The sequence below is a fragment of the Halomonas sp. LMYGS-3 genome (assembly GCF_059509875.1).
The window spans coordinates 111,368-123,993 of sequence record NZ_JCAKFQ010000002.1; the positions used below are offsets into that span (position 1 = coordinate 111,368).

13 protein-coding genes are annotated in these 12,626 nt (G+C 63.1%); 12 read left to right on the plus strand and 1 reads right to left on the minus strand.

Annotation, left to right across the window (positions count from 1 at the left end; translation table 11 throughout):
* Nucleotides 1-70 precede the first annotated feature (70 nt).
* The 9 genes from AC5W54_RS02725 (at nucleotide 71) to hisD (ending at nucleotide 6,905) form a co-directional block, all read left to right on the plus strand.
* The gene (locus AC5W54_RS02725; protein ID WP_495960529.1) at nucleotides 71-883 is read left to right on the plus strand and encodes an ABC transporter ATP-binding protein; all 813 of its coding nucleotides are present in this window, start codon (nucleotides 71-73) and stop codon (nucleotides 881-883) included.
* Nucleotides 880-1,662: a lipid asymmetry maintenance ABC transporter permease subunit MlaE gene (gene mlaE, locus AC5W54_RS02730; protein WP_495960530.1), complete on the plus strand. Its 783-nt coding sequence runs from the start codon at nucleotides 880-882 to the stop codon at nucleotides 1,660-1,662. Before AC5W54_RS02725 ends, mlaE begins: the two co-directional genes overlap by 4 nt.
* Before the next feature lie 37 nt (nucleotides 1,663-1,699).
* Nucleotides 1,700-2,164: an outer membrane lipid asymmetry maintenance protein MlaD gene (mlaD, locus tag AC5W54_RS02735; RefSeq protein WP_495960531.1), complete on the plus strand. Its 465-nt coding sequence runs from the start codon at nucleotides 1,700-1,702 to the stop codon at nucleotides 2,162-2,164.
* 50 nt (nucleotides 2,165-2,214) lie between these two features.
* A complete protein-coding gene (locus AC5W54_RS02740) occupies nucleotides 2,215-2,868 on the plus strand; it encodes an MlaC/ttg2D family ABC transporter substrate-binding protein (protein WP_495960693.1) in 654 nt (217 codons plus the stop codon).
* A complete protein-coding gene (locus AC5W54_RS02745) occupies nucleotides 2,865-3,197 on the plus strand; it encodes an STAS domain-containing protein (protein ID WP_495960532.1) in 333 nt (110 codons plus the stop codon). The genes AC5W54_RS02740 and AC5W54_RS02745 overlap by 4 nt, the downstream gene beginning before the upstream one ends.
* 146 nt (nucleotides 3,198-3,343) lie before the next feature.
* On the plus strand, nucleotides 3,344-3,598 hold the full coding sequence (locus tag AC5W54_RS02750) for a BolA family protein (protein ID WP_495960533.1): 255 nt from the start codon (nucleotides 3,344-3,346) through the stop codon (nucleotides 3,596-3,598).
* 13 nt (nucleotides 3,599-3,611) lie between these two features.
* A complete protein-coding gene (gene murA, locus AC5W54_RS02755) occupies nucleotides 3,612-4,874 on the plus strand; it encodes a UDP-N-acetylglucosamine 1-carboxyvinyltransferase (RefSeq protein ID WP_495960534.1) in 1,263 nt (420 codons plus the stop codon).
* Between the two features lie 34 nt (nucleotides 4,875-4,908).
* Entirely contained in the window at nucleotides 4,909-5,571 is a 663-nt protein-coding gene (gene hisG, locus AC5W54_RS02760; RefSeq protein ID WP_495960535.1) for an ATP phosphoribosyltransferase, read from the plus strand.
* 17 nt (nucleotides 5,572-5,588) lie between these two features.
* Complete coding sequence (gene hisD / locus AC5W54_RS02765; protein WP_495960536.1) at nucleotides 5,589-6,905, plus strand: histidinol dehydrogenase; 1,317 nt, start codon at nucleotides 5,589-5,591, stop codon at nucleotides 6,903-6,905.
* Between the two features lie 69 nt (nucleotides 6,906-6,974).
* Here hisD and AC5W54_RS02770 read toward each other — a convergent pair whose 3' ends face one another.
* The gene (locus tag AC5W54_RS02770; RefSeq protein WP_495960537.1) at nucleotides 6,975-7,817 is read right to left on the minus strand and encodes an IclR family transcriptional regulator; all 843 of its coding nucleotides are present in this window, start codon (nucleotides 7,815-7,817) and stop codon (nucleotides 6,975-6,977) included.
* 221 nt (nucleotides 7,818-8,038) lie between these two features.
* On the opposite strand from AC5W54_RS02770, the gene AC5W54_RS02775 reads away from it, so the two are divergent.
* The 3 genes from AC5W54_RS02775 (at nucleotide 8,039) to AC5W54_RS02785 (ending at nucleotide 12,583) form a co-directional block, all read left to right on the plus strand.
* Entirely contained in the window at nucleotides 8,039-9,424 is a 1,386-nt protein-coding gene (locus AC5W54_RS02775; protein WP_495960538.1) for an FAD-dependent oxidoreductase, read from the plus strand.
* A gap of 190 nt (nucleotides 9,425-9,614) precedes the next feature.
* A complete protein-coding gene (locus AC5W54_RS02780; RefSeq protein ID WP_495960539.1) occupies nucleotides 9,615-11,528 on the plus strand; it encodes a TRAP transporter permease in 1,914 nt (637 codons plus the stop codon).
* A 35-nt stretch (nucleotides 11,529-11,563) separates the two neighbouring features.
* Entirely contained in the window at nucleotides 11,564-12,583 is a 1,020-nt protein-coding gene (locus AC5W54_RS02785; RefSeq protein WP_495960540.1) for a TAXI family TRAP transporter solute-binding subunit, read from the plus strand.
* Nucleotides 12,584-12,626 lie beyond the last annotated feature (43 nt).

Sequence of the window (12,626 nt, forward strand, 5' to 3'; positions counted from 1 at the left end):
CACCGATGGTGGCGTGATGCGGGGTGGTTAGGATACGATGTTCGATAATTTTTCCGAGGGACACGAACCGATGAGCGACACTCCCTTCGTGGTGGTGGAGGGGCTGCACTTCTCACGAGGCGAGAAGGAGATCTTCCGTGGTGTCGACCTGGAGATTCATCGCGGCAAGATCACCGCCATCATGGGACCCAGCGGTACCGGCAAGACCACCCTGCTCAAGCTGATCGGGGGGCAGCTCCACCCGGATGCCGGCCGCGTGCGCATCGACGGCGAGGATGTGCATCGCCAGTCGCGCAAGGCGCTGTTCGCCATGCGTCGACGCATGGGGATGCTGTTCCAGAGCGGTGCGCTGTTTTCCGACCTCAGCGTCTACGAGAACGTGGCCTTTCCATTGCGGGTCCACACCGACCTGCCGGCATCGATGGTTCGCGACCTGGTGTTGATGAAGCTCGAGGCGGTGGGGCTGCGCGGTGCCCGCGAGCTGATGCCGTCCGAACTCTCCGGGGGCATGGCGCGGCGGGTGGCGCTGGCCCGGGCCATCGCCCTGGACCCCGAGCTGATCCTCTACGACGAGCCCTTCGTCGGCCAGGATCCGATCTCCATGGGCGTGCTGGTCCAGCTGACCAAGCGGCTCAATGAAGCCCTGGGGCTGACGTCGGTAGTCGTGTCCCATGATATCAAGGAGACGCTGACGATCGCCGACTACGTCTACGTCATCGCCGACGGCCGGGTGATGGCCCATGGCACCCCGGAGGGGCTCGACGTCGACCAGGACCCCCGGGTCAGTCAGTTCGTCCACGGCGAGCCGGATGGGCCGGTCCCCTTCCACTATCCGGCGGTGGACTTCTTCACCGACATCCTCAGCCCGGGGGTGGCGCGATGATCGGGCGTATCGTCCACCTGGGGCGTCGCGGCTGCGAGCTGCTGGAGGCGCTGGGCCGGGCCGGCATCTTCATGGCTCAGTCGGCGGTAGGTATGCCCAGCCGGGAGGGGTGGGTTCTGTGGGTCCGGCAGATGCATTTCGTCGGCGTGCTGTCGCTGGCCATCGTGCTGGTGTCGGGGCTGTTCATCGGCATGGTCCTGGCGCTGCAGGGGTATACCCTTCTGGTCGACTTCGGTGCCGAGCAGGCGCTCGGTCAGATGGTGGCGCTATCGCTGCTGCGCGAGCTATCCCCGGTGGTGGCGGCGCTGCTGTTCGCCGGGCGGGCCGGCTCGGCGCTGACCGCCGAGATCGGCTTGATGAAGGCCACCGAGCAGCTCACCAGCATGGAGATGATCGGCGTCGACCCGTTGCGTCGGGTGGTGGCACCGCGGCTGTGGGCTGGCTTCGTGGCCCTGCCGCTGCTCACCATCGGCTTCAGCGTGGTCGGGGTCTACGGTGGTTACCTGGTCGGCGTCGAGTGGCTCGGCGTCTTCGAGGGCTCCTACTGGGGCAACATGCAGGCCAGCGTCGACTTCATCGACGATATCGGCAACGGCATGGTCAAGAGCCTGGTGTTCGCCCTGGTAGTGACCTGGATCGCGGTCTTCCAGGGTTACGACCTGGTGCCCACCGCAGAGGGCATCTCCCGGGCCACCACCCGGACCGTGGTCTACTCCTCGCTGGCGGTGCTCGGGCTCGACTTCGTGCTTACTGCCGTCATGTTCGGGGGCCTTTCCTGATGGTTTGGAGTACAGAGTCGATGTGCGGAGAAACACCATGAAGCGCAGCAAGATGATGGAGCTGGGGGTCGGGCTGTTCATGCTGGCCGGCATCCTGGGGCTGGTGTTCCTCGGGTTGCGGGTCAGCGGCCTCACTTTCGATGCCCCCAGCGATACCTTCCGCCTCGAGGCCAATTTCGCCAATATCGGCAGCCTCAAGCCGCGGGCACGGGTCACCATGGCCGGGGTTACGGTGGGGCGGGTGGCGGCCATCCAGCTGGACACCGACTGGTACGATGCCCGGGTGGTCCTCGAGCTCGATGCCCAGTTGGAGGGGCGCCTGTCGCGGGACACCACGGCGGCGATCCTCACCTCCGGGCTGCTCGGCGAGCAGTACGTGGGGCTCTCGGTGGGCGGTGACCCCGAGACCCTGGCCGACGGCGACACCATTCGTGACACCCAGTCGGCGGTGGTGCTCGAAGAACTCATTCAGCAATTCGTGTCCAACATGGTCAGCGACTGAGCCGCGTCTGGCGCTGGTCGTTCACGGCATTCGTTCGAGGAGATGTAATGATGCCTTTCCTGCCTGTTTCCCTTCGCCTGGTGGTGCTCGGCTTCTGCCTGGCCCTCGTTTCCCTGTCGGCCCAGGCGGCACCCGAGCGCGCACCCGAACAGGTGATCCGCGACAGCATCGACGAGCTGATGGGACAGATCGAGGGGCGCCGCGACTATTTCGCCGACAATGTCGATGAGCTCAAGGCCCTGGTCGACGACAGCCTCGACGACATCGCCGACTTTCGCTATATCGGGGCAAGCGTCATGGGGCGCTACTTCCAGAATGCCAGTCCCCAGCAGCGTTCCCGCTTCGTCGGCACCTTCCGCCAGACACTGATCGACACCTACACCAGGGGGCTGGTGACCTTCGATTATCGGGAACTGCGGGTACTCAACGACCAGCGACCCCAGCGTCACGAGGACCAGGCCAGCGTGGCCATGGAGGTGGTGGCCGCCGACGGGACCGTCTACCCGGTCAGCTATTCGTTGCGCCTGAGCGACGGCCAGTGGAAGGTGGTCAACGTCATCGTCAATGGCATCAATCTCGGGCTGACCTTCCGCAACCAGTTCGATCAGGCCATGCGCGACCACGGCCGCGACTATGACGCCGTGATCGATAGCTGGGCACCGGAAATCGCTGTCGAGGAGCTCGAGGAGGGCGGTAGCGCATGAGCCTGCTGCTCGATCGCTCGGGCGTTCGCCTGGTCGCCGGCCCAGAGGGGCTGGCGGTGAGTGGCGAGGTAGGGTTCGATGTGGCCGCACTGCTGGCCGCCACGGGCAGTGACTGGCTCGCCGAACAGCCGGCCGGGACCCGGGTCGATTTCGACCTGTGTGGGGTGGCGGGCGTCAGCAGTGCGGCGCTCAGCGTGCTGCTGGAGTGGACCCGTCGCGCGCGCGGCGCCGGCCTAGAGGTGCGCGTCGTGAGGCTCTCGGCTGCGCTGACCCGCCTGACCCGTCTGGCCGGCCTCGATCGTCTGTTGCCGCTGGGCGAAGCCGCCTGAGCCTCGTGCCGTCGCCACCCGACGGGCGTAACCGGCATCGCCAAGTGCGGCACTTTTCTTTACCATGTCGGAATTCCCGATCCCTGCCACCGGTCGTCCCGCGACCGGTGGCCTCACATCTTCATGCATCACAGGAGTTCCCGTTCATGCAACCCAGTGAGGTCAAGGCACTGCTCGAGGCCCGCATCGACGACTGCGAGTTCCACATCCAGGGCGAAGGCTGCAACTTCCAGGTGGTAGCCGTGGGCGAGGTGTTCGACGGCCTGTCGCCAGTCAAGCGCCAGCAACTGATCTATGGCGCGCTCTCCGAGGAGATCGCCTCGGGTGAGCTGCATGCGGTGAGCATCAGGACCTATACGCCGGCGCAGTGGCAGAACGCGCCGGAAAACGCCAGCGCCTGACAGGCGAGCCTTCATGGACAAACTGATCATTACCGGCAATGGCCCTGCCGACGGCGAGGTCTGGGCCAGCGGTGCCAAGAATGCCGCCCTGCCGATCCTCTGCGCCACCCTGCTGGCCGACGAGCCGGTGACCATCGGCAACCTGCCACACCTGCAGGACATCACCACCACCCTGGAGCTGCTCGGCCACCTCGGCCTCGAGCCGGTGATGGGCGAGAAGATGACCATCCAGCTCGACGGTGCCCAGGTGCGTCACTGCGATGCACCCTACGAGCTGGTCAAGAAGATGCGCGCCTCGATCCTGGTGCTGGGACCGCTGCTGGCCCACTTCGGGCACGCCGATGTGTCCTTGCCCGGCGGTTGTGCCATCGGCTCGCGGCCGGTGGATCTGCACATCCGCGGCCTGGAGGCGATGGGTGCCGAGATCCGCGTCGAGGGTGGCTATATTCGCGCCCGGGTCGATGGTCGTCTCAAGGGCGCCACTGTCTTCTTCGACACCGTGACCGTGACCGGCACCGAGAACCTGCTGATGGCGGCAACCCTGGCCGAGGGCACCACGGTGCTGGAGAACGCCGCCCGGGAGCCGGAGGTGGTGGATCTGGCCGAGTGCCTGATCGCCATGGGCGCGAAGATTCGCGGCCACGGCAGCGACACCATCACCATCGAGGGGGTCGAGCGACTGCACGGCTGTTACCACGACGTCATGCCCGACAGGATCGAGACCGGCACCTTCCTGGTGGCCGCGGCGGTGACCCGCGGGCGGGTCAGGGTGCGCAAGACGCGTGCCGATATCCTCGAGGCGGTGCTGGCCAAGCTGGAGGAGGCGGGGGCCTCCATCACCAGCGGTGACGACTGGATCGAGGCGGACATGGGCGGGCGTCGGCCGCGGGCGGTGAACGTCCGCACCGCCCCCTATCCCGCCTTTCCCACCGACATGCAGGCGCAGTTCGTGGCGCTCAACGCGGTGGCCGAGGGGACGGGCCGGGTGGTGGAGACCATCTTCGAGAACCGCTTCATGCACGTCCAGGAGCTCAATCGCATGGGGGCGAAGATCGCCCTGGAGGGCAATACCGCGGTGATCACCGGGGTCGAGCGGCTCTCCGGCGCTCCCGTGATGGCCACCGACCTGCGTGCCTCCGCCTCGCTGGTGGTGGCGGCGATGATGGCCGACGGCGAGACCCTGGTCGATCGCATCTATCATATCGATCGCGGCTACGAGTGCATCGAAGAGAAGCTGCAGCTGCTGGGCGCCAATATCCGGCGGATTCCCGGCTAGTGACTCGACGCTGCTTCCCATTACAGGCGAGAGCATGAGCAAACAACTGATCCTGGCCCTCTCCAAGGGCCGCATTCTGGGCGAGACGCTGCCGCTGCTGGCCGACGCCGGCATCATGCCGGCCGAGGACCTGGGCGCCAGCCGCAAGCTGTTGTTCGATACCAACCTGGCCGACGTCAAGCTGGTGATCCTGCGCGCCACCGACGTCCCCACCTATGTGCAACTGGGGGCCGCCGACCTCGGCGTGGCGGGCAAGGATGTGCTGCTCGAGCATGGCGCCGAGGGGCTCTACGAGCCGCTCGACCTGGAGATCGCCCGGTGCCGGCTGATGACCGCCGGTCCCACCGGGGCCGAGCCGGCCAGGGCCCGCCGCCGGGTGGCCACCAAGTTCGTCAACGTCGCCCGCCGCTATTACGCCGAGCAGGGCATCCAGGCCGAGGTGATCAAGCTCTACGGCGCCATGGAGCTGGCACCGCTGATGAACCTGGCCGACGAGATCGTCGACATCGTCGACACCGGCAACACCCTGCGTGCCAACGGCATGGCCCCGCGCGAACTGATCGCCCCGATCAGCACCCGGCTGGTGGTCAACAAGGCCGCCATGACCATGAAGCACGCCCGGCTCAAGCCGTTGATCGAGCGCCTCGGCAACGCCGTGGCCACGCGTCGCGATAGCCGTACCGCCTCAACCCGATAGCCACGGGAGTCGCACCCATGACCAAGACCCTCGCCTCCGGCATCGCCCGCCTCGCCACCGGTGACGCCGACTTCGACGACCGCCTGGGCGCCCTGCTGGCCTGGGAGGGCGTTTCCGATGCCGGGGTGCAGCATCGCGTCGACGAGATCCTTGCCGCCGTTAAGGCCCGTGGAGACGCGGCGCTGGTCGAGGCCAGCAACCGTTTCGACCGCCTGTCGGTCGCCTCCATGGCCGAGCTGACCCTGGGGCCGGCGCGTCTCGAGCAGGCCTTCCATGGGCTGCCCGCCGAGCAGCGCGAGGCCCTGGCCGCCGCTGCCGAGCGCATCCGTCTCTACCACGAGCGCCAGAAGCCCGAGTCCTGGCACTACACCGAGGCCGACGGCACCGTGCTGGGTCAGCAGGTTTCCCCGCTGGATCGTGCCGGCATCTATGTGCCCGGCGGCAAGGCGGCCTACCCCTCCTCGGTGCTGATGAACGCGATCCCGGCCCACGTGGCCGGGGTGCGCGAGATCGTGATGGTGGTGCCGATGCCGGACGGCGTGCTCAACGAACTGGTGCTGGCGGCGGCCCACCTGGCCGGCGTCGACCATGTCTTCACCATCGGCGGAGCCCAGGCGGTGGCGGCGCTGGCCTACGGCACCGAGACGGTGCCACGGGTCGACAAGATCGTCGGGCCCGGCAATATCTATGTGGCCACGGCCAAGCGGGCGGTATTCGGCCAGGTGGGAATCGACATGATCGCCGGCCCCTCGGAGATCCTGGTGGTCTCCGACGCCGGCACCGCCCCCGATTGGCTGGCCATGGACCTGTTCTCCCAGGCCGAGCACGACGAGGACGCCCAGGCGATCCTGGTGAGCTGGGACGGCGCGCATCTCGATGCCGTCGAGGCAGCCATCGAGCGCTTGCTGCCCACCCTGGAGCGGGAAGCCATCGTGCGCGCGTCGCTGGCCGGTCGGGGGGCGCTGATCCAGTGCCGCGACCGGGCCGAGGCGGCCGAGTTGATCAATCGTATCGCCCCGGAGCACCTGGAGCTGTCGGTGGCCGATCCGGAAAGCTGGCTGCCCGAGGTGCGACATGCCGGTGCCATCTTCATGGGGCGCTATACCGCCGAGGCGCTGGGGGACTACTGCGCCGGGCCCAATCATGTCCTGCCCACCTCAGGCACGGCGCGCTTCTCCTCACCGCTGGGGGTCTACGACTTCCAGAAGCGCTCCTCGATCATTCACTGCTCGTCGCAGGGGGCCTCGGAGCTTGGCAGGGTTGCCTCGGTGCTGGCTCGGGGCGAGTCGCTGACCGCTCATGCGCGGTCGGCCGAGTACCGTATCAAGGGCTAGTGGCGCAGCATCGAGATGCAGGCAGACCTCGGCAGCCATGCTCCCGAGCGAGTCTCCACAATGGTGCGCCTAGCTACCACCCTCCACCCGAAGTCCCCGGGCAGTGCTTGCATGGCGCGGTGTCACGCTATGGCCAAGATAGCGGGAGATATCGGCGGCGGTGTTCAACACATTGTCCTTCAGCGTGCCGTGGAGGTCTGCCATGCACGGCAGCGATTCGTAATCCGAGACATTGATCGCGGCAATGGCGCGCCCGGATGCATCCCGTACCGGTGCCGCAACGCTGATGATGCCGTCACCGATGAATGATCCGGCGATATAGCCCCGTTGCCGTTCTTCTGCGAGACAGCGCTTCAATTCGTCCAGATCGCCAGGTCCATCCTGAGTCAAGGCATGGAAGTCGTAATTGGCATCATATAATTCGGCTAGTTCCTCATCCGACAGATCCAAGAGCATGGCCCTGCCGAGGGAAGAAAAATGGGCCGGGAGGCGGGAACCCACGCGGCGGTTGCTCGACAGGCGTTGGTGGGATGGAGCGCGATACACGTACAGGACATCGCATCCGTCCAGCAATCCCATATGGGTGCTGGCCCCCACCCTGTCTCTGAGGTCGTCGAGTAGCGGCCCCGCCACTTCGATCAGTTCCTGAGAGTGCAGGTAGTCGAAGCCCAGCGTCAACACCCGAGGGCCAAGGCTATAGGTCACCGAGTCTTTGCCACGCAGCAGGTAGCCTTCGGTCTCGAGGGTGTAAACCAGACGAAAGGCGGTTGCGCGGGGCAGGCCCAGTTCCCGGCCGATTTCCGCAACGCGCATGGTTGGCCGCGAGCGGCCGAATAGCCCTAGTACGGCGAGCCCCCGACGAAGCCCCGGCACGATGTAGTTCCGGTTGGCCCCGGCTGGCTTGTCATCCACGTTTGGTCTCTCCATCAGCATCTCGCTTCCAGCGCTAAGCATCGGGCAGCTGATCGCTTGAAGCAAGCACTGCCCAAAAGTGATCTGGTGTATTTGACAACTCCAGGATAGCCTACCATAGTTACGCATGAGAATCATCGTTACGTATATGAATCAAATGCTGAGCCTCGCTGGTCACGGTCAAGCCGTTGACGCCAGGGTCAGAACAGGAGAGCCAAGAGATGTCGAACAATCTGCCGAACATAACCGAACCCGCTCGCGAAATCCCGTGCCTGCTCGAGGCCGACATCGTCGTGGTCGGTGGGGGCACTACGGGCCCGATGGCTGCGCTGGCGGCAGCCAGACAAGGGCGTAGCGTGGTCCTGATCGAGCGTTTCGGTTCGCTTGGCGGCAACATGACTCTGGGGCTGAACACCAAGCCCTCGGGCGTCCTGTCGGGCGGTCTCCCCCTCGAGCTATGGAACCTGGCGCGTTCGGTCGGCGGCGTGGGTGCCGACTATGTCGCCACCACCAAGGTGAAAGACGTCAAGATCGCCTCGCCCTGTGATCCGGAAATCATGAAAATGCTGCTGACACGCCTGCTGCATGAAGCGGGGGTGCGGGTGCTCTTCGAGACAGTCGTGTCGGCGCCGGTCATGCAGGGGAGTGATGTTGCCGGCGTCATCATCGAAGGCAAGGGCGGTCGCCAGTATGTGGGCGCCAAGGTCGTGGTCGACTGTTCGGCAGATGCTGACGTGGCGGCTGCCGCCGGCGCACCCTACGTTCTTGGCGATGGGGACGCGCATGCTGTACAGCCCGTTTCTATGTATTTCACACTGTCTAACGTGAACGTCAAGCGCTTGGCGGAATGGGCCAAGGCCAACCCGGACGAGGTCCCGGCGCGAGCCTTACCCGAGAATGATGAGGATCTGGACTACGGTCTGTGGCTGACGGGTTTCAATAATCTCATCAGGGCCTATCAGGAAGAAAAGGGTGTCAAGCTACAACGCGATAACATCACCTTGAAGACCGCTAATGGCGTGCTCTATGTAAACGCCACGCGAGTTCTCGGCGTGGATGGCCTGTCACCATTGGAGATGAGCGACGCAATGCTCGAGATCTATCGTCAGATAGAGGCCTATACGGCCTTTCTAGTCGAGAAGATCCCGGGCTTCGAGAACGCGCACATCGGTCAGATCGCACCCGTGATCGGTGTGCGTGAAACCCGCCACATCCGCGGGGAGTACTTGCTGACGGGCCAGGATGTCATAGATTGCGTACCGTTCGAGGACACCATCGGCGCCGATAACTGCGCCATGGATGTTCATGACGTCAAGGGGTCTGATGTTGACTTCCAGGGCCTTGGGCCCTACGAGATTCCCTATCGCTGCTTGGTACCCCTTGAAGTGAATCAGCTGCTGGTGGCTGGGCGCTGCATCTCGGCCGACCATGTGGCGCATGGCCGTACACGTAACATGCCAGCCTGTATGGCCACGGGACAGGCTGCTGGTGTCGCCGCCGCAGTCGCGATCGCTTCGGGAACCAGCGTCAGGGATGTGGATGTGGCAAAAGTGCAGGAGATACTGCGCAAGATGGACATGCCATTGAAAGCGGCGGAAATCGCCTAGGCCGGTGTGGCGACGGCCTCGTTGTGAGTGGGTCGAGGCCGTCGTCACTATGTTACCAAGCCAATATGCCCCCGAACAGCAGCTTGCTCCGTAGAGAGGTTGAGAGGTGGCGATCTGCTGTTTGATAGAAGAGCCGCGAGTGCACAGCAGCTGTGGTGTTCGCCGATTACCACGAGGGGAGGATAACAAGATGTCGGTTGGCGTGCGAATCGTAACCGCAGTGATGCTGGTCGTTGCCATCTATCACTTCTACATTTCACTGACAGGCGTTCCCGAGCCGATGATGGTCCGGCCGATCCATGTCAGTGCACTCATTTTCCTGGGGTTTCTCCTTCTTCCCTTCAGGGCTCCCAAGAACGCCGCAGTGGACGATGGTGCAGAAGCACCGTCTCACGTACCTCACTGGTTCGACTGGGTTCTGGCGACTCTAGGGATCGTTTCAGCCGTGTATGTGCTGAACGACTACGAGCGTATCACTCAGCGCTTGGCCTATCTGGATCCACTGACCACGGGGGATTGGATCGTGGGGGTGGTTACCATTGCACTTATCATCGAACTGGCGAGACGGGTGGTGGGCCTGGTGCTCCCGGTCATCATCGTGGCATTCGGTGCCTTTACTCTCTTCGGCCCGTATTTGCCGGGTATTCTTCGCCACCAGGGAGCCGGTGCCGAAAAATTCCTCGATCATGTCTTTCTGACCTCGACGGGTGTCTACGGATCGCTCGCGTCGCTCTCACTGTCGATAGTTTTCATGTTCATCGCCTTTGGCGCCTTCCTGCAGGCAGCAGGGGGAGAGCGACTTCTTTCACAGATCATCATCTCCATGACTCGTGGTCGGAGAGGGGGGCCCGGCAAGGCCGCGGTGATTGCCAGCGTGATCTTCGGTGCGTTGACTGGAAGTGGGGCGGCCAATGTCTATGCGACGGGGGCGGTCACGATCCCGCTGATGAAGCGGGCCGGCTATCGTAGGGAGTTCGCGGCGGCCACGGAAGCCTGTGCCTCTCAACTGGGGCAGTTGTTGCCGCCGGTGATGGGGGCTGCCGCCTTCATTGTCGCCGAGTTCAGCCGTGTCAGTTATGCCTATGTCGCCGTGGCTGCACTGGTTCCCTCCTTCTTCTATGTCTTTGCGTTGTACTTTGCAGTTCATATCGAATCGAACAAGGCAGGTATTGGCGTGTATGAGCCAGAAGGGGAACAGATCAGTATCTGGACCGTGCTGTCACGCTACTGGCATCTGGCCCTGCCTCTGGTGATCCTGATCGCCCTTCTCGTCATGAGGTATACGCCATACTTCGCCGCGACGGTTGCGACTCTGTCCGTCATTCCCATCAGCTGGTTGCGTCGTGAAACGAGAATGGGGATTAGAGAATTGGTGGAGGCGACCGTTTCCACGATGAAACGTATCGTCTCGATTGGCATCGTGCTGGTCTGTGCCGGGATCGGCATTGCGATCCTGGAGATGACGGGCGTTCCCTATCAGATAACTGGACTCCTTGTTGACCTGAGTGGGGGGCATATGTTCCCGGCGTTACTGATTGTCGGAGCCATGACGATCGTGCTCGGCTTCGGGATGCCAGTGACTGGCGCTTTTCTCATCGCCTCCCTGTTCGGCGCGACTGCGCTCATGGAGTTCGGTATTGAACCCTTTGTCGCCTACATGATCATTTTCCTGTTTGCGTTGACCGCGAACATTACTCCACCTGTCTGCGTGGCAACATTCGCGGCAGCTTCGATCGCTGGTTGCAGCTTCACTCGTGCCGGCATGCGCGGCCTCCGGCTCGGCATGCCTGCGTATGTGATTCCGATCGTGATCGCATATAACCCAACGCTGCTGAATCTTGGGGAACATGGGTTATGGTTCGGTCTTCAGGTCTTCATCAGCACGACTGTTGCGGTCATCGGCCTCGTGGTGTTGATGTCCGATTGGTTCCTTCATCGACTGAATATGGTGCAGCGAGCACTCCTGGGTGCCTCGTTGTTGGCCATTGTCATGCCAACGCTATGGACGGATATGCTGGCAGCACTGGCTGTCGGACTGGTGCTGTCGTGGCAGTGGTATGACGAAAGGAAGGTGCATGGTTCATCCGTGAATGGTTCACCTTGATTTTTTGAAACAATTACAAATCGATTGGAGTCGTTATGAAAAACATGAAATACGCGTCAGCAGCAGCCGGGTTGTTGTTTGCGACCGGCATGGCAGGCACCGACCGGGTGATGGCCCAAGACATCGATATGACGGCATATGCCGGCTCCGTTGGCGGTCTTTATATGGAGGTCATGTCGGTGTGGATATCGGATTGGGAAAATACAATCGACGGCTTGAACATCTCGGCGGTTTCGGGAGGGGGTACGACCAATCCGTTCCATATATCGAGAGGGGCTCCGAACGAGGCGATCGGTATCACAGATACTATTACCACGGCGGATGCCATGGCGGGAACGGGAGATATCGGTGATCGGGCACCAGATGGCCTGACAAACCTGCGGGCGCTGGTGCGGTTCAATGCGCTTAGCCACTCCGCCTTCATGATCCGTGGTAGCGCCTTGCCCGACGGGGTAACGACGGTTGGCGAGCTGCTCGATGAAAAGCCGGCGCTGCGCTGGGCCTTTTTTCAGCGAGGCAACCCCGGTGAACTGACTGGTCGGCGGTTTCTGGAAGCGTATGGAGTTACCTTCGATGACTTGAAAGAGTGGGGCGGGAATGTCTCGTTCAACCCTCAGGCCGAGCACTCCTCGCTGATGATCGATGGACATGTCGATGTGTCGATGGTGATGACACGTGCGCCTGCAGCCTTCATGCTGGATATGGACGCATCTGTCAGGGATCTCACCTGGTTGAAAATCGAGGAGGAGGCCGTTGACAAGGTTATCGACAGTTACGGTGGGTATATCAAGGTCGACCATCCGGCCGAGTTCTACGACAGCCTGGAAGAGCCGTTCGTCACGGCATCGGTAGACCATGTGCTGTTCGTGCATGAGGACATGGATGAAGATCTGGCCTATCAATTGACAAAATCCGTGCTGGAGAACGCTTCCACTATGCGCAATGCGCTCAAATCCATGAGTGAATTCTACCCTGAGGAAGTCTGTCACGATACCGGAAGGTTTCCGTTGCATGAGGGCGCCGAGCGCGCCTGTGACGAACTCGGTTACCTGTGAAGCAGTGAGCGTAGTCAGCGGCGGCCGATGCGCGGTCGGTCGC